This is a genomic window from Mucilaginibacter ginsenosidivorax (genome assembly GCF_007971525.1).
Classification (GTDB): Bacteria; Bacteroidota; Bacteroidia; order Sphingobacteriales; family Sphingobacteriaceae; genus Mucilaginibacter; species Mucilaginibacter ginsenosidivorax.
This window is the reverse complement of sequence record NZ_CP042437.1, coordinates 6,522,743-6,545,298: the sequence shown is the minus strand read 5'-3', so window position 1 is coordinate 6,545,298 and position 22,556 is coordinate 6,522,743. Positions and strand designations below refer to the sequence as shown.

Genomic DNA, 22,556 nt, shown 5'->3' with positions numbered 1-22,556 from the left:
ATTTTTATGAGCAACAACCCCGCACAGTTTTTAACTTTTGCCACAGAAAAGGAAAAAAACTCATCAGTTAGTTTAAAGTCGCTTTTTGCTAAATACATTTTTAACTGGCCTGTTATTTTAGCAACTACTATATTGATGCTTATTATAGCGTTTGCATATATGCAAATTGCCGATCCGGTTTACCAGGTAAAGGCCACCTTGCTGGTAAATATTCCGAAAGATGCAGATAAGCCCGACGCCAATCAATCTGTTTTAGATAAGATCGACCTTCCTAAAACCGCTGATGTTGTAGAAAATGAACTTGCTAAGTTGAAATCGGCTAAACTGATTAACCAGGTTATTAATGACCTTCAGCTAAATGTAAGTTACCAGCAAAAAAACGGCTTGTTATACAAAGATCTTTACGCTTCGATGCCCTTTAAACTGATTTTTATTAAGCCCAATGCAGATGCCGACGATAAAATCAAAACGCTGATACAGGTCAAAGACGATAGAACCTTCCTGATGAAAACGGATGGGGACTACAAGCAATATTCGTTTAATGACGTTATGCACACAGGAATTGGCACCTGGAAACTTGTGCCGGCGGCTAACATTGCTTCGTTTAAAGATAAAACTATTAAGGTATCGTTACTTGATGCTGATAAGCTAACGGACTATTATCAAAAAAACATTGATGCGAGCCTTGAAGATAAACTGGCTACCGCGGTCGACCTTACCTTCAGCACCACCGACAGGCAAAAAGGCAAGGATATTATTAACCACCTGATACAGGTTTACAACCAGGACGAAATAGCCGACAAAAACAAGGAAACGCAAAATACAATTAGTTTTATCGATCAGCGCCTGGCTTCACTAACCGGCGAGCTAAATGGCGTTGAAAAAAATATTGCTAATTTTAAAAGCTCCAACAGGCTCACCGATATTACCTCGGATGCAAAATTTGAACTGGAGAAACTACAAACTAACGATAGCCGCCTTAGCGAAATTAACGTTCAGTTAAGCGTTATTGAAGGTATCGAGCGGTTTGTAAATTCGCCTCATACGGCAGATAAAGCTCCGGCTGTAATAGGTATAAATGATCCTTCGCTGATAAGCTCAGTTGAAAAGCTTTCACAGCTACAGCTACAGCACGACCAGTTACTGGCTACCACGCCAGAGACTAATCCCGATTTTGAAGAGATCAATTCGCAAATTAAAACAACCAAAGCTGCAATTAAAGAAAACGTAAAAAATATTAAGGCTTCATTGCTTAATGCCCAAAGTAAACTCCAGTCGCAAAGCTCAAGTTCCGAATCTTCAATATCAAACCTCCCTACCCAGGAACGCCAGTTTATCAGCATTAAACGGCAGCAATCTATCAAAGAAAATCTGTATGTATACCTGCTGCAAAAACGCGAAGAAGTTTCTTTAAGCTACGCAACTACGTTATCAAATTATAAAGTGCTTGATACCGCTCATGCTTTACCATCAAAATGGCCAAATAAAAAATTAATATACCTTGTTGCCTTAATTTTGGGCATTGTGCTGCCGGCAATAGCTATTTACATAATACATTTATTCAGGGGCGTAGTATTGGATCCTAAGGATGTTGAAAACGTAATTGAGGTGCCTGTTTTATCAGAGGTAGCTTTAGACAGAAAAACACCAGGTATAACGCCAAAAAGTGGTTTGGTAACAGAGCAATTCCGGAGCCTGAGAACCAAATTGTATGGGCTTTATAATCCCGATAACCACTCGCATGTAACCCTGATCACATCAAGCGTTTCAAACGAAGGCAAAAGCTTTATCACTGGTAACCTGGGGCTGTCGTTGGCCAATACCGGCAAAAAAACGATAATATTAGAGTTGGACTTAAGACGATCGGCAATTAAAGACCTTTTTAAGTTATCGAAAAAACATGAGGGGATTTCTGATTATCTTAACGGGAAAACTACGTTAAAAAAAATCATTCAACCATCGGGCATTAACCCGGCACTTGATATCATCAGTAGCGGCTCATTTATTTCAAACCCAACCGAATTGCTGGAAAACGGCAGATTGGGCGAATTGATTGCAGAGTTAAAAAATATTTACAGCGATATTATTATCGATAGCCCTCCGGTACACCTGGTTGCTGATGCCCATATTATAGCGCGCATAAGTGACGTTACGCTGTATGTTGTCAGACAAGGAATTACCCGGAAAAGCGAACTGAAGTTTATCCGGGCGTTGGTTAAAGAAAATAAGCTGCCTAACATCCAAATTGTTTTTAACGGTGTGGATGTGAAAAAATTTGGCTACGGTTATGAGTATGATAACTCTTATTATAAGGCAATTCCCGCAGCGGGATAATGTAACCCGAATATTAGCAAAACAGGAGATGTGCTTAAATAACCACTATCTCGTGTACTATCGGTTTTAAATGAAAAAATTATTCGTCTGTTCAGAATTTTACGCCGGGTTGTTACCATTTGCCGCCACCATTGTAAATACAATGCGCGATGAAGACACCTATGGTATATTTGTATGCACATCTAAATGCGATTACCGGAGAGCGCTTAAACCTAACGGTGATAATTACACCTTTTTAGATTTTCCTGAAAATAGGTTTAGCGGCCTGCTCCACAACATATTTCCGAGGCAGTTGTTGAAAACTATTGATAAGGTTTGCCTGGAAAATAAAATTGAAGTAATTCATCTATTAACAGAGGATTCGTCGCTGGCGCTTCATCTAAAGCGATTAAAAAAGCGGGCTAAAGTTTATTACACCGTTCACGACCTTTTTTTTCACGAGAAGGTTTACAAAAATGTGATAAGCTGGCTTTTACGTACTTTGCTGGTAAAAATGAGGGTAACCTATCTCATAAAAAAAACAGACAACCTGGTAACCTGTAGTAAATACCAGTACAACTGGATGCTGGCGAATTTTTTAAAAAAGCATGTTTACTATCACGGTTTCCCTACGCTGGTTACAGAAATAATTAAAACAGGCAATGTAACCCCTCCGGAATTAAAGGGCATTAATAATTACATTTTGTTTTTTGGGCAGGTTGAGCAATATAAAGGGGTTGATATTTTATATAATGCTTTTATAAACGATAATAAAGTTGCCTCAAACCGGCATTTGGTAATAGCAGGTAAAGGACATATTTATTTTGAACGGAATTTGCAAAAGGAATCAAATGTAATATTCATTAACCGTTATATAGATGACGAAGAAATAAAGAGTTTGTTTACCAACGCTTTTTGTGTAGCTTTTCCATACATATCCGGCACGCAATCGGGTATTTTATCTATTCCGTATTACTTCAGGGTGCCATCGCTTGTTTCTGATATTCCATTTTTTAAGGAATTGATAATAGATAATGTAACAAGCCTTAGTTTCAATAACGGTGAGCCATACTCAATTATGGAAAGAATAAACAATCTCGACGCCTCTACAATAGAACCTTTAAAAGCCAACGCTTTTGCCTTTTACCAGCAAATTTATGACCCGGCAGCATTAAAGCATCAGCTCACGACTGCCTATGTGGGCAGCCCTAAATTCCAGGAGGAATTAATTTAACTTGTTTTTATGGAAATAATATCGATAACAGAAAATCATGTTGATGATTGCGCAAAAGTTTTTGTAGATGCTTATAATTCTCCACCATGGAACTGTAATTGGACTGCTGAAAAAGCGCACGCATACCTTTCAGAGCTTGTAAATAACATTAAATTTATAGGATTTATAATATATGATAATGCTGCTGCCGTTGCTGCAATTTTAGGACATAAAAAAACATGGTGGACCAATGACCAATTAATGGTCGACGAGCTTTTTGTGAGCAAAAATGCTCAAAAAAATGGATACGGTAGAAAACTAATGTCCTATTGCGAGGAATATGCTAAGGAAAATCAAATTGAACTACTGGCATTAATGACAAACAGATACCTCCCTGCATTTAACTTTTATGAAAGTCTCGACCTGCTGGCAGCAGACCAGTACGTATTTATGTTTAAACAACTGTAAGTATTTGTTTCTGCAGTTTCAGATGCTACAACTTTATTCTTCAGGAATAGGTTCTGTTAGACCTAAACCATAATTTGATATCACAAACTAAAGAGGAGCCGCGCGATATCCCATGCTTGGTAAGTTCTAAATTTTTTAAATTTTAAATCACTACTGCTCCAATACTGCTGAATAATTAATGCTAACAGTATAAATAAATATCGTAGTTAACGAAAATTCAGGCATTTTTTGTAGCAACCTTGTTTAAATACTATTAAATTTGAATAAGATGTTTCGTAATGCCAAGTAGCAAATCAGCTTTGGGCTACCAAAGAATTAGGCCCGCACGAATATTCCAGGTACTACGGGCATATACAATATATCTTTTTCCATGATACCCGCAAACATGGATTATTTTGATCTCGAAAAAAGAAGCTGACTACTACTTTATTGAATTGATAATCACCTGCTAATTAATCAATACCATAAAAAAAGGTTATCTTTTCAGATAACCTTTAAAACTCGGGGTAAATGATGGGGCTCGAACCCACGACCCTCGGTACCACAAACCGATGCTCTAACCAACTGAGCTACATCTACCGTTTGGAGAGTGCAAAAATAGAAATCTTCGGCCTATTTGCAAACTCTTTTTTAAAATTACATTAACCTTACCTCATTTATTTAGAATGATTATTATTAATGGCTAAATTTGTAGCTATGGCCGAGCAATTAATTGAACTGAACGTGACTGGAATGCACTGTAATAATTGCGCCATGTCAATCCATAAACTCCTCGAAAAAAAAGGGTTACATAATATACTGGTTGATTTTGCGGGCGAAGAAGTAAAATTCTCAACCGACGACGAGTCCAAACTACCCGAAGTAATAAAAGGGATAGAAAATTTAGGATTTAAAGTAATTGACGATATAAACCTGCATTCGCCGGCATTTTATGAGCTGGTGGAGAACAAATTTATCTTCTGCGCCGCTTTTACAGCGCCACTTTTACTGCATATGCTGCTGCCATGGCATTTTTTGCATCAACCCATTGTGCAGCTACTTTTATGTATTCCGGTTTTTATAGTGGGCTGCCTGCATTTTGGTAAAAGCGCCTGGAGCTCGGTAAAAGGCGGCGTACCAAATATGGATGTACTGATATTTATTGGTTCTACATCGGCATTTATATACAGCCTTGTTGGTACTATACAGGGTTTGGGAGCGCAATACCAATTTTATGAAACCTGTGCTACCATTATAACCTTGGTACTGCTGGGTAACGTGTTTGAGAAACGGTCGGTTACGCAAACTACATCGGCTGTAAAGGATCTGATTAAAATTCAGCAGGTAAATGCCAACAGGATAGTTAACGGCGTTATAGAAGTAATCAGCGCCAAAGATGTTCGCCCGGGGGATACGCTCGTGGTAAACCAGGGTGATAAGGTACCCGTTGACGGCGAGATCCTTTCAGGGAATGTCTCTGTTGACGAAGCTATGCTTACCGGCGAAAGCATTCCCGTTGAAAAAGATAAATACGATAAAGTAATTGGCGGCACTATAGTAATAAATGGCAACTTCCATATGCTGGCCACCAAAGTTGGCTCAAATACCATCCTGTCGCAAATTATCGATTTGATGAAAAAGGCCCAGGCAGCCAAACCACCGGTACAAAAGCTGGGCGATAAAGTGGCATCTATATTTGTGCCTGCGGTGATATTGATAGCGTTGCTCACATTTGTGCTCACCTATTTTGCTGCCGGCCTGGGCATACAAAAATCATTAATGAATGCCATTGCCGTACTGGTAATATCGTGCCCTTGCGCTATGGGGCTGGCCACACCTACTGCAGTTATGGTGGGGTTAGGCCGCGCCGCTAAAAATGGCATCCTGATTAAAGGCGGGGATACTATCGAAGCTGTTGCAAATACCAAATACGTAGTTTTTGATAAAACGGGCACCCTGACCACCGGAAAATTCACCATAAACGAGATTAAGGCAGAAGTTGGCGCCGACGTGGAACTAATTCGGGGGATAATTACCGCTATTGAAGAACGGTCAAACCACCCTATAGCCAGATCATTGGTACAGGAGATAAAAAGCATGTCTCAACAAAAAGTGATCTTAAAGTCTGTGCAGGAAGAAAAGGGCTTGGGGATGCGTGCTGAAGATGTAAATGGCAACCACTACTTTTTGGGTACTGCAAAACAAAACACGCAAGATCACTTTAACCTTTCGCTGTTTAAAAATCAAAGCCTGCTGGCCCAGATTGCTATAGACGATGAAATTAAGCCCGAAACTGCTTTATTAATATCGAAACTTAAAAAGATGAACATTATCCCTGTACTTTTAAGTGGCGACAAACAAAACCGCTGCCTTAAAGTTGCAAGCCAGATAGGAATTACCGAAGTTCACTCCGAAAAGCTGCCAGATGAGAAACTTAAAGTAATTGATATTTACAAACAAAAAGGCAAAACCATTATGATTGGCGATGGCATTAACGATGCCCCTGCCCTTACCAAGGCCGACGTAGGTGTATCCATGAACGATGCAAGCCAGGTGGCTATCCAATCGGCCAGTGTAGTGTTGTTAAATACTGATTTGCATTCGGTTATTAAGTTTTTACAGATCAGCAAGCATACGCTACTTACTATTAAACAAAACCTATTTTGGGCATTTGCCTACAATATTATAGCTATCCCGGTAGCTGCCTTCGGCTTTTTAAACCCGATGGTGGGTGCCTTTGCCATGGCTTTTTCCGATGTGGTGGTAATTGGTAATTCGTTGAGGTTGAAGGTAAAGAAGGTAAGCTGACCCCCCCAGCCCCCTGAAGGGGAGTTTTTTGATTAGCATATCCATCATACATTCTGTCATTGTTCCCCCTTTAGGGGGTTAGGGGGCTTATGGCTTTGTAGGCAATTACTATATTTGCAAAATGATCGAGATATTTACAGACGGTGCATCAAGCGGTAACCCCGGGCCAGGCGGATATGGCGTGATATTGCGTTCGGGGCAGCATTATAAGGAGCTATCCGAAGGTTTTCGAAAAACCACTAATAACCGCATGGAACTGATGGCTGTTATTAAGGGCCTCGAAGCGTTAAAGACGCCTAACCAGCAGGTTATGATCTTTTCCGACTCTAAATACGTGATCGATTCTATCGAAAAGCGCTGGGTTAACGGTTGGGTTGCCAAAGGTTTTGCCGGCAAAAAAAACAAGGACCTTTGGATGCGCTATTTAAATGTAAGCAAACTCCATCAAATCAAATTTACCTGGGTACGTGGCCACAATGGCCATCCCGAGAATGAGCGTTGCGACCAGTTGGCCGTAGCCGCCGGCAAGCGCGCGCCATTGCTTATCGACTCTGTTTTTGAGGTGGAAAACGCGAAGTAATCATTAGTCGTTAGTCGTTAGTCGTTAGTCGTTAGTCGTTAGTCGTTAGTCGTTAGTCGTTAGTCGTTAGTCGTTAGTCGTTAGTCGTTAGTCGTTAGTCGTTAGTCGTTAGGGGGAATGACGGATCGGGATGATTGTTTGTTTTAAGATAAAAAAGCCATGATCCATTAACTATGAATAATCTTAGCGCCCTGCCAGTTCTATCACCTGCAAATCCTGGATCTTATCGCCATCGATATTAAAGCGCATGAGGGTACGTACTTTGTGCCAGCCTTGCTTGCCGGCCGCACCAGGATTAAGATGCAGCAATTGCAGTTTTTTATCGGGCATCACTTTTAAAATGTGCGAATGGCCGGTAATGAACAATTTGGGTGGGTTGCTATAAATTTCAGTCTTGATTTGCTGGCTATACCGCCCCGGATATCCGCCGATGTGGGTCATCCATACATCTACCCCCTCGCAGTTAAAGCGTAGATTTTCGGGGTAAACAATACGTATATCTTTCCCATCAATATTACCATACACACCTTTTAACGGTTTAAAGCCTGCCAGTTGATCGGCCAGGTCGATGGTACCAAAATCGCCGGCATGCCAAATCTCATCGCAGTTCTCAAAATGTTTAAAAACAGCTTCATCAAGGTAACTGTGGGTATCGGATATCAGGCCAATGCGCGTCATGGGGTAAAGATAGATGCAAGAGTCAAGAATCAAGAGTTAAGATTAAAAAAAGTAATAGCTCACGAGGGCTTTCAGCCCGTGTAAATCATGATTTCTGCTTTCGGCTGAATTTCGTAAGCTGGAAGCTTACACAATCGTTAACCGCGAGTACGCTGCGCTAAACCCGCGGTAGAAGCTATCGGATATCAGACCAATTTTAACGATTGTAAGAACATAATAATATAAGAAAACACAGTAGAAATAATATAAGCCGAAAATAAGGTGCCGCACATCACGCTATTTTCCATGTACTTTTCCTTTATATTTAAAATTAATGCAATAACGATGAAGATTATATAAAACATTATTGACGAAATGTTGCCTATTAATATAGATCTTGTCACAAACGCATCTCTGGAGTAAAAATAATAATTATTGAATATTGAGGATAGGGCTACAACAATCGGTATAAACAGTAACAATATTCCCAGGGTTGATATAGTTTTCATCTAAAAGGCTAAAAAATAAGGTTTAAGTACCTGTCTATATTCTTCAGAATAAACATTTACTTCTTTATAAATTGTTAAGGTAGTTATTTCTGCCGCGATTTCCTGAAATCCAAGCACCACAATTTCACGGTGAGGCTCATCTTTTTCAAAAGACCTGATTTTTACGGCCTTTTGTAAGTGTAATCCGTTTTGTGCGGCCAGGGCCTTTACCATATCTGCCGTATCCGGAGGCAATACCAGCCAGCAACCCCCATTTGCGGTTAGGTGGACGGAAACAGATTGGATCAACTCCTTAAAAAATCCTTCCCCCGCATGTTTAGCCTGGTTCTTTTTTGCGCCCGGCGATAACAGTGAATTGATGTAAAATGGTGGATTGGAAACAATCAGGTCATATTTGCTGCCGGGATGACCCTCAAAAAATTCTTTAAACCCTGAAGGATAAACCCTGAGCCTATCCGCGAATTGCGAGTTTTTAAAATTCCTTTCGGCAGTCTCCGCCGCACTTTCATCAATCTCCACTGCGTCAATTTGCGCGTTGGCAAAACGTTGGGCCAGCATCAGGGCGATAACGCCTGTTCCGGTACCGATATCTGATATCGATTGGGGATTATCCGCCGTCGCCAGTGCACCAAGCAGAACACCATCGGTATTTATCTTCATGGCGCAGCCGCTTTGGTCAACGCTGAATTGTTTGAAATGGAACATTGATGCGAAAGTAAGGCAAAATTGTTAATTGCCCGTAGTATCAAGCAACCGGTTTTTTATTGTATTATAATCAAAAGGCTGGTATTTAAGATTGTTAACCACACCATTTTTCACCAATACATAATGTGGAATACCGTTGATTTGGAACTGGCTTGTTAATTGATTCCATTCATCAGCGCTCACCCGGTAATGCTCTCCTTTTATATTTGGTATCATACCGTTGTACGTGCCAACCGGCGATGTTTGATTGGTGATGTAAACAAAAACGATGTTCTTATCGTCCTTTAATTCGTCTTTTAAGGGAGCAATTTCTTTAATTGCCTGCAAACACGGGCCACACCAGGTTGCCCAAAAATCAACATAGATGGTTTTGCCCTTGTATTTGCTGATGATGGACGAAAAAATGCTATCGGCGGGCAATTGAGGTATTTCGCGCTTTGCATAACCTGTTTGCTTTTTGTTAGCCTCAATTTTGTTAGCAATATTGGTATTGTAGCCCTTCAGTAATGAAAAAACATACGGGTTTGTAAAGTGCGTGCGCATAGCTGCAAGCTGTACCGGCGAAAGCGGTACAAAACTGGCTTCTATTTTACTTGTGGTATCCTGAGCGTCCATCAGTTGAAGATCAAAACTCATCTCGGCATCTATCATTCCCTTTAACACATTTGTACGAATCATTTTTTGCTCATCGCCTTTTAGCTGGATGATGCGGTCTTGTTTTGCATCTGCCAGCATTACATCCAGGAATGCAGCATCGGCCTCAGGAATTTTACTTTTTTTCGATCGCGCTACATAGTCGAAAATATATTGGCGTTGAGCTGCTGATACTTCTTCATTATTCTTTAAGTTGTCGCAAAAAAAAGTATAATCGACCGAAACTATCGCCAATGGATCGTTAAAAGCAACATCCTTAAAAAAGGAATAATAAGTTTTTTCAAGTTTTACCGGTGGCAATTGGCTGCGCCTGTTTTGCGGATCGATGTTATTTGCTTGCCTGTAAGCTTCCCATTTCTCGGCGTTATATTTAAATAAAAACTGGGTTAAGGTATAGTTAATGCTCAGCCGCGCCAGGTTATATGCCTGTGTCGTCATTCCATTTTGTAAGCGGTAATTATTTAAAATATCCAGCCGCTCCTGGCGCAGGTTAATATAATAAGCTTTGTATTGTGCGGGAGTAAAGTCAAGCACATCCTTTCTAACTTTAATCCAGTCAATACCCAACAAAATAAACTGTGTATGGTATAAATCGTTATTAAGCGCAGCATTATCGCCCATAAAATTAGCGGTCACCGCACTGCCCGTTAAATCAAACTTTTGGAATACCTTTTTACCGGCTTCAAAGCATATAGCGGCGTAAGAAAAAGGAAAATGCACATAACATTGCTTTGTATAATTAACCGGGAAACTTGCTTTAAAACTTCCATCGTCCGCTATTTTTATAAGATAATTTTCCTGTCCTCCTGTAACCGCGTTATTGACAAATACCTGCCCGGTGTTAAATCCCATCCGCGGCGAATAGCCTTTTATATAACCTACGTATTCGGCCATGCCGGTTTTGTAAACGTTTGCCAGGGTAAAAGCGTTTTTGTTATCGGCTACTTTGGTTTTGCCGGCTGCCGCGTTATTAAATAATGCAACAGTCGATTTTTTTTCAATAATATACAGCCGGCTATTATCACCTGTTTCTAACGTTAAAGTAAGCCTCTGATTGCCATCTTTTAAGCCAATCAATATATTTTTACGCTGCCGTTTTAAAAATGTATAGTTCCATAACCTGCTATTGTAAGCAAGCTTGCTGTTGTAAACACCCAACTCCCATTGTTTGCTGCCGTCTGTTTTAAACCAATCGCCTGCCAGGGCTTCGGGAACTGATATTTCCGGTAGTTCAATATCCCAAATATTGAAACACTGCTGCTGGCAATCCGGTTCGGCAATGTCTATTTTTTTTGTATGGATACTTACAGGCGGAAAATTGCAGGTAAATACAATTTTGCCCCCTTTTATAAGGGTGCTTTTACCTAACTGAATGCTATCGACTGCTCTGATCTTTAATTTTTGATCGCCATTAACAAGGTAAAGGCCCGATGGCATCCTAAACCAGGTGTCCGATTGATAATCTGTTTTAAAACTAATCAGCGTTGCCGTATCGCTGATAGTTACCCTGCTGATGCTTAGCCCCCTGGCGTTGTTGGCAAAAAAGGCTGGGTTGTTAATTATACGCTGAGCCGAAGCATTAAAAATAAAAAGAATGAAACAGGCGAATAAGGTTAGTTTTTTCATTGTGGTAACAGGTAGATGAAATATAGGCGAATGTTTGACTGATAATATAGGCTACAGTTTAATGATACCCTATATTATATTTTCAATACTTTTTGTTGCCTTTTAAATTTCAATTAAAATGAATCAGAACCAAAACAGCCCGGCGTTGTTATAAAATAAAAATTACGACTATGAAAAATCCATTTGTAAAAAAACAAGACCATACATTTTTGATAGCTTCAATAGCCGTTGGCGCACTGGCCGCAGGTGCTGTAGCTTATTTGTTCCTGACCGATGACGGCGCCGATAACCGCAAAAAACTGGAGCGCACCATCAAAAAAAGCTTTAAAAAGGCTGCCGCGGATGTAGTGGAACAAAAAACAATACTTTCAAAAAAAACAGCTAAAGTTGTTGCAGATCATCTGGCGAACTAATATTTACCCTGTCACCATGTAATTGCCGGGAACGAAGCAATCGTGCATTTTCACCTTGCATACCTGAGATTGCTTCGTATCTGGTATTATAGGCTTGACTTATAAATCCTATATCACCGAACAAATCAGCTCCGCCAAACTATTTACCTCCACAAAATCATCATTAACGGCTTGCATATTCATGTGCGAATCTGAGCTGATCAATTTTTTGATCAGTCCACTGCTTTTTAGCCGCTCGATGCCATTGTTGATGAACAGCCCATGGGTGGTTATTACATAAATATCGCCCGCGCCTGCATTTTTGTAGGTTTGGGCGGCGTTGATGATGCTACCGCCAGAGCGGATCATGTCGTCATAAATAATTACCGTTTTGCCGGCTACGTCGGCATTTATAGCGCTTACTTCGGTGTGGTCGCCTTTCAGGCGGCGTTTCAGGATAAAGGCTGCGTTTACGCCCATGTCGTTGGCCAGCGACTCAACCCATTTTGCCCTGCCTGCATCGGTGCTGGCCATTACAAAATTATCGCCGCCGTATTTCAGGGCGGCTTTTATCACCAGATCTTTACAATACACATGCACCGGGTACAGGTCGTGCTCAAAATAGTATTGTATACCTTCGGAATGCAGATCGAACAAAACTACCTTATTGCCGCGGTTTGATTTGGGGATGGCCGAGATGAGTCTCGCGCGAGTTTTGGCGGTTACAATTTCGCCGCTTAGAACAGCTCGTTCCATTGTCGAGTAGCCGAAGTACGGTATAACCAGGGTTAATGAATTGGCGCCGTAGCTTACCAAGGAGGATGCCAGGTCGTATAGTTCCAGTGTCGCTTCGTCGGTTACTGTGCCACCAATCAGGATGATGTCGCGGTTTTCAATTTGCGACAGAATGCGCTGGTAGCGCTCGCCGTCGGTAAATGTGCTCACCTCTATCTGTCCTTTCTCAAACGTTCCACAGGCCATTACTTTTTGGGCCAGGTATTCATAATCTTTTATCGCGAACAGTAACTTTTTCATGCTGATATCAATTGGCATTTACATTTGCCTTTACCTGCTCAAAACTAATAGTATTTATCAATTCCCCGTTCTCAAAAACAGTTTGCAGCAGGTTTTCTGCTCCGGGTTCGTCATCCTGGTTAACAGTTTTGAACTTTCCATCAATTTTAACCAGCTTTAACCGGCCGCCCTTGCTCTTTTTAAAGCTTGGGGTGATGTTTCCATCAGCGTCCATTTCAGTCGGGCTTTTCTCAACCTTTACCTCCTGCCCGTTTACAATGGCGCTGCTGCATTTCAGGGCAAACTTTTGGGTATCGCGGTCAACCTTTTGCAGTAAGGCACCGCCCATGCCCAATACCAGGTTTTCGGCGCTGATGCCGCTATCTTTTAAGGCCTTGTAAATATTGCCTATCTCGGTGTAGTTTACGCCATCGCCCTGTATCACCCTCACTTGCGGCGGCAGTACTTTGAAACCTTTGGCATTGGTGGTAAAGCCGAATTTATCAAACAGGATATTGAATATCGCTAACAAGGTCATAACCGGGTCGCCACTATCGGGGCGAATCACGAGGGTGCCGTCGCGATTCAATATTTCTTCGCGCAACTCGGTACCCCAATATTCGCTACAGGCCTTAAAAATATTGTAGCTGTCAGATACGCAAGCAATAATACCGGTGGGGAAAGTTCTGAGTACATGCCTGAAAACTTCCAGCTCTCCTTCCCTACCCAGCAAAGTACAAATACTATGTTCCGTAGCCGGGATGCTCATGCCATACACCTTTTGGGCGCTGTAATAATTAATGGCCATTGCAGAACCTGCCAGGTTATCGCTGCCGCTAAAATTGAGCAAATGCGCCGCTCCGCCAATTTTTGCACTCTCCACACTGCTTACGCCGCGAAAACCGAAATCATTCAGCACAAAGTCTATACCGGCCTCTGCGCCGGGTGTGGCTGTTTCCTTGTAGTATTGGGTAACTACCTTTTTTATCTGGTTGCTCAAGGTGGCAACAGTGCATGGGTACCAAACCTGCATCAGCAGGGTTTCTAAAAAATTGGTAAGCCAATAACATTCCGGGGCGGTATTTTCAATGGTCATCAGGGCGTTGCCGGTTGGTACCGCTGTACCTTCGGCTACGGCTTTTATCCTTACCGGTAGTTTGCCGTTGTATTTATCCAGTATGTATTGAAATTTGCTTTTATCAAACACATCGGTGCGACCAAATACCTGTTGTAAAAAGCCATCAGCTTCGTCCAGATCCTGTTGGATAAATGCCGGACCCTGCAGGTATTCTTTTAAAAAATATTGCAGACCGAAAAAGATGGTTTCATCAAACATCCCTCCCCTGCTTTCCAGGTAGCTGTAAATTTGGGTGGTACCAGGGTAGTATAATTTATGGTGAGCGTACTTGTAGGCATCGGCCAGCAGTACTAAATTTTCGCGTTCCATTGTGTTAGTTGTTAAAAATCCCTAATAATTATTTCGTTATTAATTAAGTGTGCTTTTTTAATTTTTATCTGTCTTATCTCTGGCGGTATTGAATCAATCAATTTCTTTGCATCATCTCCCGACATTGAAGACCCAATAATTATTTCTTTAAATGCATAAGGATTTATGACAACACATCGATCAGCTTTAGTTAGCGGTGTGTTTTTAAACTTGAAAACTCTATATTCTTTCTCAAAACTCCAATGATCAAGCTTACAAAAGACTTGCAATAAAATTTGTTCAGTAGTTGTATGTTTCGGTGTTGGATGAATTTGAGGTAATTCATCATGATATAAAACAATTCCAGCACCTGATCCCGTTTTATAAAGCATTGTTTTTGCATCAAATCCTATACAAAATCCGGTGTGAGAATTCGAGTATTTTTCCCACATTCTAATTTCAGCCGGATATTCTGTCAGGCTTAAAACACCTGTGCGATCATTAAATTGATTAAAGGTTTCGCTCTGTTGACGATCTACATAGTCTTTGTCAGTAACCATTGTGTGATTGGCCCAATCAATAGCGAAATCCTGGTGCTGCTCAATCGTAAAGCTGGGATTTAATTTCCAAGAGTCTTGATAATATTTATTAAGAATTTCTTCATGTGTAAGCAAATCCCATCGCGTTGGATTTTTACAATCAAACTCATCTTCAAAATTTGCAGGTGACGAAAAATAAACTTCTCGATGTGTAACGATCCTTTTATGAGAATTATGTGACCAATCTCGGTATTTGTAAACCAAGGGCGGCATAGTAAAGTCTTTATATGGAACTATTTCTGATTCTGTTATTTGTACAGTCATAATTTAATTTTTAATGTACTTGTCGATAATGAGCTTTAACATTTTGACATGCTCATCGTTTATTAAGTCATTGCTTATCATCTGGGTAAGCTCTTCTATTTTAAACCAAGCCACATCAACAATATCGTCGTTAGCCACCGGTTCGCCGGCTAAGTGGTCGCAGCTGAATAACAAGGTAATAATTTTATCGGCTTCGTTGCGGTAACGCCAGTCGTTTACACGGTGGCTGGTTTCGTAGGTCATATTGCCTACCTCTACGTTTCCGCATTCTTCACTTAGCTCGCGTTTGGCGGCGGCTTCGTAGCTTTCATCTTCCGGATCGGCAAAGCCGCCGATAAAGCGCCATTTGGGGCTATTGGCTTTTTTGCCTAACAGTAGTTCGGTTTTATCGTTCCTGAACATGGCTACATCAACCGTTGGGTATACTTTGGTGTATTGGTTGTAGTAAGCATACAAGATACCGGCACGAAAATCATTGGAATCAAAAACCTTGTCGGCATATTGTTTGCGCAATTCGGTGGCATTATAATCGCCATGGGCGGGCAGCTCAACCGTTTCAAAATGACCTTTGTAATAGGGAATAAAACTATCCCGGCTGCCAAACAACGTAAAGTTACCGTTTGGGAACACGTTTTTAAGTAAGCCATCCAGGTTATCAGACCATACCTTGTCGCTCGGGTGATCGCTCACCGGCAATACAATCACATCGGGGTATTCGCGTTTGATCATTTTTTCGCGGGTGTGGTAATCATAAGGATTTTTACGGCTGCCCATTATCGGGCTAACACCCAACAGGATAATCAGCCTGGCATGATCCTTACTTACGGTATCTATGAGGTTTTTATGCCCTTCGTGTAGGTAGGGGGTTTGGAAGCGGGCAATAATTACGGCTATTTTCATCTTATTTGCGTTAATTATACGCAAATATAAATATGCGTTTTAAATACGCAAATTATTTTTTATTTTTTTTCCGTAGAGACGCATAATTGCGTCTCCCGCGTTTAGGTAAACGCCCTGAAATGACCTGTTTGATTAAGTATCAAGATTTCCATTTATGACCAGCACAGGAGATTTGCATGGTTGATTTGCCTGCGGGAGACGCATGTGATGCGTCTCTACAAAAAAAATCAGATCTCGAAATTAATGCCTTCTTTTTGAAGCTGGAAGTATTTTTGCTGATTAAAACAGAATAGGTTACCTGGCCTTCCTGCGCCTGCAAGCGCCTGCTTTTCGTCAGTTTCTTCAAGGAAACCAAATTTGACAACCTTCTTTTTGAAATTCCTGCGATCTATACTCCTATCCAAAACGGCCATGTATAGTTTCTCCAGTTCAGAGAAGGGAAAGCGCTCTTCCAGCAGCTCAAACCCAATGGGCTGGTAAAGGATTTTATTTTTAAGGCGATCATGTGCTGCTGCGATGATGTCCTCGTGGTCAAAAGCCAATTGGGGGATTCTTTTGATATTGAACCATTCTACTTCGGCAGCATCGGTGGCGGCTTCAATCTGGAATGCATCCGGCTTTACAAGGCCATAATAGGTAATAGAAATTACCCTGTTACGTGGATCGCGGCCGGGCTGGCCAAAGCTATATAGTTGTTCCAGATAGTTGATGCTTACCCCGGTTTCTTCCTTCAGTTCGCGCTGTACGGCATCCTCCAATGACTCGTCATTACCAACCAATCCGCCAGGTAATGCCCAGGTATCTTTGAATGGGTCGATATTGCGTTTGATGAGTAGCACCGATAATCCTTCTTTTGAAGTATATCCAAATACAACAGCATCTACAGCTACTTTAATATCCTGGGTGGTGGGCATATGCAAAGGTATTAATATGCGGAAAATTTACGCATATTATTAAGTAGGGGAATTTGATATGTGGGCGTTGCCTGCGGCCGGGCCATTCGCTCATACGTCACAAGGCGTTACGCTCATGGCCTGTGCTGTATGAGCCTGGCCGCAGGCAATGCCCTGGGAAAAGAATCAAGAAACTAGAGTCAGGAATCAAGACAGTTGTATTGCGATTCCTGGTCCAAAAACCAAAAAAAACCTTGATACTTGATACTAACTACTACACCTCATACAACTCCAGCGGCAAGCCATCGGGATCTGTAAAGAAGGTGAAGCGTTTACCGGTGAACTCATCCACACGGACGGGCTCTGCTTCTACCCCGCATTCTTTGAGGTGAAATACGGCTTCGTCGAGGTTATCCACCTCGAAGGCTAAGTGGCGCAGGCCGGCAGCTTCGGGTCGAGATGGCCTCGGTGTGGGGTCTGGAAATGAAAAAAGCTCGATCTGGTAGCGGTTGCCCACTTCCAAATCAAGCTTGTATGATTGGCGTGCCTCGCGGTAAACCTCGCGCACTATTTTTAAACCAAGTATTTCACTATAAAAATGCTTCGACTTTTCATAGTCGCTGCAAATAATGGCGATGTGGTGTACCTGGTTCAGTTTTAACATTATTCGCCTAAAATAGAATGTAATACGTTACTGTGTACCATTTTCACGTCGGTAACATGGCCAAACAATTCGCCATCTACATTCAGGAAGCCGTTGTTAACGGTACCCAACAGGCTAAACTCAGTTTCGCTGGTGGCCATAAACTCTACAAAGCGTTCCTGCTCTTCGGGTGCTACGGTCACTACTATACGGCCTTGGGCCTCGCCAAAAAGGAAGGCATCTTTACGGATAGCCGCGTCTGTTTCGATATCAAAGCCCAGGCCGTTTGGCATGGCGGCTTCTAACAAACAGGTATATAAACCACCGTCGGCCACATCATGGCAGCTTTCCAGCACGCGATGTTTAATCAATTCTTTAATGGTTTGCTGCGTAGTGTATTCCTTTTCGATATCGAAATACGGCGCAGGGCAGGCGGTAATTTTATGCCATGAGGCCAGGTATTGCGATGACGCGATATCGTTAACCGATTCGCCTATCAAATAAATCAAGTCGCCGGGTTGTTTAAAATCGGCGGTCATGATGTTTTCGGTATCTTCCATAACACCCAGCATACCAATTGTTGGCGTTGGGAATACAGAGCCACCATCTGCCGACTGGTTATAGAAGCTTACGTTACCACCGGTAACCGGGGTTTCAAACTTGCGGCAGGCATCGCCCATGCCTTTAATGGCACTTACAAATTGCCAGTAAACTTCGGGGTTGTAAGGGTTACCAAAGTTTAAGCAGTTGGTTATCGCCACAGGCTCGCCGCCAGCACAAGTAATGTTACGGGCAGCTTCGGCAACGGCTATGGCTGTACCTGTGTAAGGATCGGCATATACGTAGCGCGAGTTACAGTCGGTAGTTAAAACAATGGCTTTGTTGGTATCCTTAACGGCTACAACGGCTGCATCGCAGGCCAGGTTGGCGGTCATGGTTTGTACGCCTACCATGCTATCGTACTGGTCGGTTACCCAACGTTTTGATGCTAAGTTAGGGTGGGCAGAAAGATGCTCGGCAACCTCAACCAGGTTGGCAGGTTCCGGCACGTCATCAATATTAAATTTCTTATTTTCGGCAAAGTACGCAGGCTCGCGGTATTCGCGCTGGTAAACCGGCGCGCCGCCGCCTAATACCAGGTCATCGGCAGGTACATCGGCTACCTTTTCGCCATGCATGTAATATTCCAGGCGTTGGGTATCTGTAACCTCGCCGATAATAGCGCAGTTAAGGTCCCATTTATCAAATACAGCTTCTACTTCTTTTTCGCGGCCTTTGTGTACCACAATCAGCATACGCTCCTGAGATTCGGACAGCAGGATCTCGTAAGGCTTCATGTTTGGCTGGCGGGTTGGCACCAAATCCAGGTCGATACGCATCCCGTGTTCGCCTTTGGCGCTCATTTCCGAATTGGAGCAAATGATACCGGCAGCTCCCATATCCTGCATACCTACTACGGCACCGGTTTTTATAACTTCTAAAGTGGCCTCCAACAACAGTTTCTCCTGGAACGGATCGCCTACCTGTACGGCTGGTAAATCGTTCACAGAATCTTTGCTGATATCTTTAGACGCGAAAGCCGCACCATGGATCCCATCCTTACCGGTGGCCGACCCCACAATGTAAACAGGGTTGCCTACGCCGTATGATGTTGCCGAAACGGTTTCGCCCGCTTTAACAATACCTGCCGACATGGCATTTACCAATGGATTTACATTATAACAGTCGTCAAAAAATAATTCGCCACCAACGGTTGGGATGCCAAAGGCGTTGCCGTAATGGCTGATACCTTTTACCACGCCCTTAACCAGCCACTGGGTTTTCTCCAGTTTAAGATCGCCAAAGCGCAGGGAGTTTAACTGGGCAATGGGCCTGGCGCCCATGGTAAAAATATCGCGGTTGATACCGCCCACACCTGTTGCCGCGCCCTGGTATGGTTCAAGGGCCGATGGGTGGTTATGTGATTCAATTTTAAAGGCGCAGCCAATGCCATCGCCCAAATCAACAAGGCCTGCATTTTCTTCACCTGCTTTGGCCAGCATGCGGTCGCTGTCTTTTGGTAAAGTTTTTAGCCAGGTAATGGAGTTTTTGTATGAGCAGTGTTCGCTCCACATTACCGCGAAAATAGATAGCTCGGTAAAGTTGGGCACGCGCCCTAATATCTCTTTAATACGTTCAAATTCTTCGGGTAGTAAGCCTAAATCTTTGGCGGTTTCAACGGTGGTTAATTCCTGGTGCTCCAATGTAATATTGTTTTATTTGAAAGGATGCGCAAAATTAGGAAAAAAGGTGGAAAGGCGAAAGGTAAAAGGCGAAAGGTTTTGAGGCCCCCAAAGCGGCTTGTGAAGAGCCCGACGCGGGGTGCCCGGCCTGCGTTGTTGACACGGGATTATAGTTTTTAAAGATATACAATTAGCAATTACACGGCCTTAAGCAAAACCTGAACATAGCAACAGAGTTCGTCGGATAAATCGGGACTGGTCACGTTTAACCAGAATACCCCATTTACTACACTTGCTCTTTTGGCCAATCATGATGCCCGTAACAAAACTGAAAGCAAATATTGTTCTGTGGGCAGTTCGTGATAACATTTTCCATTTGCTATTTTAGGCTGTTCTTTTACGTTCGACGCATGGAAAAAACAACCCTTCCCTATTATACCGAGATTAATGACTTCCTGGCATCGATACCCTGGCCGGCCAGGACAACTTGCCCGGATTTTTACTGCCTGCGGCTAAAACCGCTCGACCAGGAAGGGGTGTCGGTTTACAGACCGCCGTTCAGGCGTTCGTTTTACTTTTTCGCGTTGTTGTTTAACTCCGGAAAAATTGAGGTTAATTACGGCGATGAAACGGTTCAGGATCCGGAAACGTACCTTGTGTTCCATTCACCCAACCTTGTTTACAGCTTTGCGCACAATAATGCACTTGAAGGTTACGTAATTTACTTTAAGGCTGAAGCATTTTCCTTTTTTAAACCGGAGTTTCACCTGCAGTTTCCACTGTTTAATATGCTGCATACAAATCTTTTTAAGTTTGATTATGCTACGTTTAGCCAATTAGTGCCGCATTTTGAAGCAGTTTTCACGGCATATGAAAGATCAGATAAGAGCCAGTATATTGAAGCACGGATAAAATTGCTTGGTTTGCTTTACCACCTGGAAGACTTTGCCGTGAAAAGCGGTAAAGATGCCAGGTTGGCTACCACGCAACAACTGTTGCTGAGTAAGTTTGTCCGGCTGATCGATAACCATTATATCAATAAACGCACTGTAAAAGAATATGCTGATATGCTATCTGTTACTCCAAATTATCTTTCCCAATCAATTAAAAAAGAGTCGGGCAGGAACGCGTTAACTTTTATTGCAGAACGTTTGGCTAAGGAAGCGAAATCACTCATTTTATACACCAGCGCCGAGATAGCCGAAATTGGCTATCAGCTCAACTTTTCAGACCCGACCAATTTTGGCAAGTTCTTTAAAAAACAGGCAGGACTATCCCCATCAGCATATAGGAAACACCACAAGCAATCAAATTGACCTGTATATCCAACTTTTTCACCTATTCAGTTTGTGATGAGCTATGTTTCTTTGTTGCAAGCAATTAATTCTTATACCAACTACAGTGTCAACCTGCGGGTTGATTGAAAAACAAATTTTAATTAACGTTATGAGTCAAAATTCAGCAATAGACGTTTACATCGCCCACGCAGAAGATTTTGCGAAGCCCATTCTTGAACATTGGCGTAGGCTTATCCGGCAAAATTGCCCGGATGTGGAAGAAGCTATAAAATGGAGTATCCCTCATTTTGATTACAAGGGCGACCATATGTGCGTAATGGCGGCATACAAATCGCATTGCTCTTTTACCTTCCTGAAGGGCGAACTAATGACCGACCCGCGTTTAAAGGAAGGCAAAGACGTTAAACCGATTAAACGATTCATGGGCAAGATTACCCGATTGAGCGATTTGCCTGCCGATGATGATTTTATAGCCATGATTAAAGAGGCTGCGCTGTTAAATGCAAAGGGTATAAAAATAAAGCGTGAAAAACCAACAGAGGAAAAACCCAAAGTATTAGATACGCCAGATTACCTTCAGACCGCATTAAGCGGTAACGCCAAAGCAAAAGAAATTTTTGATAGCAAGTCCAATTCTTTTCGTAAAGAATATATTATCTGGATAACAGATGCAAAGACCGATGAAACCCGACAAAAAAGAATACATGAAGCTTTAGAGTGGATAGCCGATGGAAAGGGCAGATTTTGGAAGCACCAAAAATAGATTCTGCGACACTTTTTTTGGGAGGGGCCAATTCTAAAATCCTGACTCCTGAATGTTAACTACCCTATATTAGGCGTTCCCTTTAGCCCTGTCTTTTGATAGCTACGATTGCCTGGATGTTTGGTATCATCAAATTGGCCTACCCTCTGTTTCGCCGCCGGACTATCCGCATCGGCCTGTTTTACCCTATCTTGGTATCGCAAATCTCAAATTACAAACCCATGGAAATTACTTACAAGTTTGACGTAACCCCCACCAGCGAACAGGTCATCGAACTGTATAAGAACTGCGGCCTCCCCCGCCCTGTCGACGATCCGGACAGGATAAAGCGTATTTACCAGGGATCAAACCTTATTGTTACTGCCTGGCATAACCATGAACTTGCGGGCGTTGCCCGCTGCATTACCGATGGCGCCTGGAGCTGCTACCTTGCCGACCTGGCGGTTACCACCACGCTCAAAAAATCGGGCATTGGTAAAAAACTGATTGAATTAACCCAACAACACCTGGGCGACGAAGTGATGATACTCCTGCTATCTGTTCCCGATGCTATGGAATACTACCCTAAGGTTGGTTTCAAAACTGTAGATAACGCATTTATGATGGCGAGGAAAAAGTAACACATTTCAT

At 42.4% G+C, this 22,556-nt stretch carries 19 protein-coding genes and 1 tRNA gene; 9 read left to right on the top strand and 11 right to left on the bottom strand.

The window, feature by feature from the left end:
* The first annotated feature begins 6 nt into the window (after positions 1 to 6).
* The 3 genes from FSB76_RS27230 to FSB76_RS27220 all read left to right on the top strand — a co-directional run bounded on the left by FSB76_RS27230 (position 7) and on the right by FSB76_RS27220 (position 3,994).
* Positions 7 to 2,334 (top strand): GumC family protein, encoded by a 2,328-nt coding sequence (locus FSB76_RS27230; RefSeq protein WP_147059083.1) that lies wholly within the window; start codon positions 7 to 9, stop codon positions 2,332 to 2,334.
* A 70-nt stretch (positions 2,335 to 2,404) separates the two neighbouring features.
* Positions 2,405 to 3,547: a glycosyltransferase gene (locus tag FSB76_RS27225; RefSeq protein ID WP_147059081.1), complete on the top strand. Its 1,143-nt coding sequence runs from the start codon at positions 2,405 to 2,407 to the stop codon at positions 3,545 to 3,547.
* 9 nt (positions 3,548 to 3,556) lie between these two features.
* Entirely contained in the window at positions 3,557 to 3,994 is a 438-nt protein-coding gene (locus FSB76_RS27220; protein ID WP_147059079.1) for a GNAT family N-acetyltransferase, read from the top strand.
* 505 nt (positions 3,995 to 4,499) lie between these two features.
* Here the strand turns inward: FSB76_RS27220 and FSB76_RS27215 are convergent.
* Positions 4,500 to 4,573 (bottom strand) — tRNA-His (locus FSB76_RS27215).
* Positions 4,574 to 4,672: 99 nt separating this feature from the next.
* On the opposite strand from FSB76_RS27215, the gene FSB76_RS27210 reads away from it, so the two are divergent.
* Positions 4,673 to 6,781: a heavy metal translocating P-type ATPase gene (locus FSB76_RS27210; protein ID WP_147059078.1), complete on the top strand. Its 2,109-nt coding sequence runs from the start codon at positions 4,673 to 4,675 to the stop codon at positions 6,779 to 6,781.
* Positions 6,782 to 6,902: 121 nt separating this feature from the next.
* Complete coding sequence (gene rnhA, locus FSB76_RS27205) at positions 6,903 to 7,361, top strand: ribonuclease HI (protein ID WP_147059076.1); 459 nt, start codon at positions 6,903 to 6,905, stop codon at positions 7,359 to 7,361.
* 183 nt (positions 7,362 to 7,544) lie between these two features.
* On the opposite strand, the gene FSB76_RS27200 is transcribed toward rnhA, so the two are convergent.
* From FSB76_RS27200 to FSB76_RS27190, 3 genes are all read right to left on the bottom strand, one after another.
* Positions 7,545 to 8,039, bottom strand: a complete 495-nt coding sequence (locus FSB76_RS27200) for a metallophosphoesterase family protein (RefSeq protein WP_147059074.1) — start codon at positions 8,037 to 8,039, stop codon at positions 7,545 to 7,547.
* 488 nt (positions 8,040 to 8,527) lie between these two features.
* Positions 8,528 to 9,232, bottom strand: a complete 705-nt coding sequence (locus FSB76_RS27195; protein ID WP_147059072.1) for a tRNA1(Val) (adenine(37)-N6)-methyltransferase — start codon at positions 9,230 to 9,232, stop codon at positions 8,528 to 8,530.
* Between the two features lie 24 nt (positions 9,233 to 9,256).
* A complete protein-coding gene (locus FSB76_RS27190) occupies positions 9,257 to 11,512 on the bottom strand; it encodes a TlpA family protein disulfide reductase (RefSeq protein WP_147059070.1) in 2,256 nt (751 codons plus the stop codon).
* A gap of 170 nt (positions 11,513 to 11,682) precedes the next feature.
* On the opposite strand from FSB76_RS27190, the gene FSB76_RS27185 reads away from it, so the two are divergent.
* Positions 11,683 to 11,925 carry a hypothetical protein gene (locus FSB76_RS27185; protein WP_147059068.1) on the top strand — a complete coding sequence of 81 codons (243 nt, stop codon included), beginning with the start codon at positions 11,683 to 11,685 and terminating at the stop codon, positions 11,923 to 11,925.
* 108 nt (positions 11,926 to 12,033) lie between these two features.
* Here FSB76_RS27185 and FSB76_RS27180 read toward each other — a convergent pair whose 3' ends face one another.
* The 7 genes from FSB76_RS27180 to purL form a co-directional block, all read right to left on the bottom strand.
* The gene (locus FSB76_RS27180) at positions 12,034 to 12,939 is read right to left on the bottom strand and encodes a ribose-phosphate diphosphokinase (protein ID WP_147059066.1); all 906 of its coding nucleotides are present in this window, start codon (positions 12,937 to 12,939) and stop codon (positions 12,034 to 12,036) included.
* A 7-nt stretch (positions 12,940 to 12,946) separates the two neighbouring features.
* Positions 12,947 to 14,365, bottom strand: coding sequence for a nicotinate phosphoribosyltransferase (locus tag FSB76_RS27175; RefSeq protein ID WP_147059064.1), 1,419 nt, complete (start codon positions 14,363 to 14,365; stop codon positions 12,947 to 12,949).
* A gap of 11 nt (positions 14,366 to 14,376) precedes the next feature.
* On the bottom strand, positions 14,377 to 15,207 hold the full coding sequence (locus tag FSB76_RS27170) for a DUF2971 domain-containing protein (protein ID WP_147059062.1): 831 nt from the start codon (positions 15,205 to 15,207) through the stop codon (positions 14,377 to 14,379).
* Between the two features lie 3 nt (positions 15,208 to 15,210).
* Positions 15,211 to 16,107, bottom strand: coding sequence for an NUDIX domain-containing protein (locus FSB76_RS27165; RefSeq protein WP_147059060.1), 897 nt, complete (start codon positions 16,105 to 16,107; stop codon positions 15,211 to 15,213).
* A gap of 227 nt (positions 16,108 to 16,334) precedes the next feature.
* Positions 16,335 to 17,021, bottom strand: coding sequence for an NUDIX hydrolase (locus FSB76_RS27160; protein WP_147059058.1), 687 nt, complete (start codon positions 17,019 to 17,021; stop codon positions 16,335 to 16,337).
* Positions 17,022 to 17,274: 253 nt separating this feature from the next.
* Positions 17,275 to 17,664, bottom strand: coding sequence for an SMU1112c/YaeR family gloxylase I-like metalloprotein (gloA2, locus tag FSB76_RS27155; RefSeq protein ID WP_147059056.1), 390 nt, complete (start codon positions 17,662 to 17,664; stop codon positions 17,275 to 17,277).
* Positions 17,664 to 19,886, bottom strand: a complete 2,223-nt coding sequence (purL, locus tag FSB76_RS27150) for a phosphoribosylformylglycinamidine synthase subunit PurL (RefSeq protein WP_147059054.1) — start codon at positions 19,884 to 19,886, stop codon at positions 17,664 to 17,666. The genes gloA2 and purL overlap by 1 nt, the downstream gene beginning before the upstream one ends.
* Positions 19,887 to 20,275: 389 nt before the next feature.
* Between purL and FSB76_RS27145 the strand changes: the two genes are divergently transcribed.
* The 3 genes from FSB76_RS27145 (at position 20,276) to FSB76_RS27135 (ending at position 22,546) form a co-directional block, all read left to right on the top strand.
* Positions 20,276 to 21,181, top strand: a complete 906-nt coding sequence (locus FSB76_RS27145) for a helix-turn-helix domain-containing protein (RefSeq protein WP_147059052.1) — start codon at positions 20,276 to 20,278, stop codon at positions 21,179 to 21,181.
* Between the two features lie 130 nt (positions 21,182 to 21,311).
* The gene (locus FSB76_RS27140) at positions 21,312 to 21,926 is read left to right on the top strand and encodes a YdeI/OmpD-associated family protein (RefSeq protein WP_147059050.1); all 615 of its coding nucleotides are present in this window, start codon (positions 21,312 to 21,314) and stop codon (positions 21,924 to 21,926) included.
* 221 nt (positions 21,927 to 22,147) lie between these two features.
* The gene (locus FSB76_RS27135) at positions 22,148 to 22,546 is read left to right on the top strand and encodes a GNAT family N-acetyltransferase (protein WP_147059048.1); all 399 of its coding nucleotides are present in this window, start codon (positions 22,148 to 22,150) and stop codon (positions 22,544 to 22,546) included.
* Positions 22,547 to 22,556: the final 10 nt, after the last annotated feature.

Coding starts and splice junctions, on each gene's coding strand:
- FSB76_RS27185 (WP_147059068.1), top strand. CDS start 11,683: ATGAAAAATCCATTTGTAAAAAAACAAGACCATACATTTTTGATAGCT.
- FSB76_RS27195 (WP_147059072.1), bottom strand. CDS start 9,232: ATGTTCCATTTCAAACAATTCAGCGTTGACCAAAGCGGCTGCGCCATG.
- FSB76_RS27220 (WP_147059079.1), top strand. CDS start 3,557: ATGGAAATAATATCGATAACAGAAAATCATGTTGATGATTGCGCAAAA.
- FSB76_RS27230 (WP_147059083.1), top strand. CDS start 7: ATGAGCAACAACCCCGCACAGTTTTTAACTTTTGCCACAGAAAAGGAA.
- FSB76_RS27180 (WP_147059066.1), bottom strand. CDS start 12,939: ATGAAAAAGTTACTGTTCGCGATAAAAGATTATGAATACCTGGCCCAA.
- FSB76_RS27225 (WP_147059081.1), top strand. CDS start 2,405: ATGAAAAAATTATTCGTCTGTTCAGAATTTTACGCCGGGTTGTTACCA.
- FSB76_RS27170 (WP_147059062.1), bottom strand. CDS start 15,207: ATGACTGTACAAATAACAGAATCAGAAATAGTTCCATATAAAGACTTT.
- FSB76_RS27165 (WP_147059060.1), bottom strand. CDS start 16,107: ATGAAAATAGCCGTAATTATTGCCCGCTTCCAAACCCCCTACCTACAC.
- FSB76_RS27135 (WP_147059048.1), top strand. CDS start 22,148: ATGGAAATTACTTACAAGTTTGACGTAACCCCCACCAGCGAACAGGTC.
- FSB76_RS27140 (WP_147059050.1), top strand. CDS start 21,312: ATGAGTCAAAATTCAGCAATAGACGTTTACATCGCCCACGCAGAAGAT.
- rnhA (WP_147059076.1), top strand. CDS start 6,903: ATGATCGAGATATTTACAGACGGTGCATCAAGCGGTAACCCCGGGCCA.
- FSB76_RS27175 (WP_147059064.1), bottom strand. CDS start 14,365: ATGGAACGCGAAAATTTAGTACTGCTGGCCGATGCCTACAAGTACGCT.
- FSB76_RS27160 (WP_147059058.1), bottom strand. CDS start 17,021: ATGCCCACCACCCAGGATATTAAAGTAGCTGTAGATGCTGTTGTATTT.
- FSB76_RS27145 (WP_147059052.1), top strand. CDS start 20,276: ATGGAAAAAACAACCCTTCCCTATTATACCGAGATTAATGACTTCCTG.
- FSB76_RS27190 (WP_147059070.1), bottom strand. CDS start 11,512: ATGAAAAAACTAACCTTATTCGCCTGTTTCATTCTTTTTATTTTTAAT.
- FSB76_RS27200 (WP_147059074.1), bottom strand. CDS start 8,039: ATGACGCGCATTGGCCTGATATCCGATACCCACAGTTACCTTGATGAA.
- FSB76_RS27210 (WP_147059078.1), top strand. CDS start 4,673: ATGGCTAAATTTGTAGCTATGGCCGAGCAATTAATTGAACTGAACGTG.
- gloA2 (WP_147059056.1), bottom strand. CDS start 17,664: ATGTTAAAACTGAACCAGGTACACCACATCGCCATTATTTGCAGCGAC.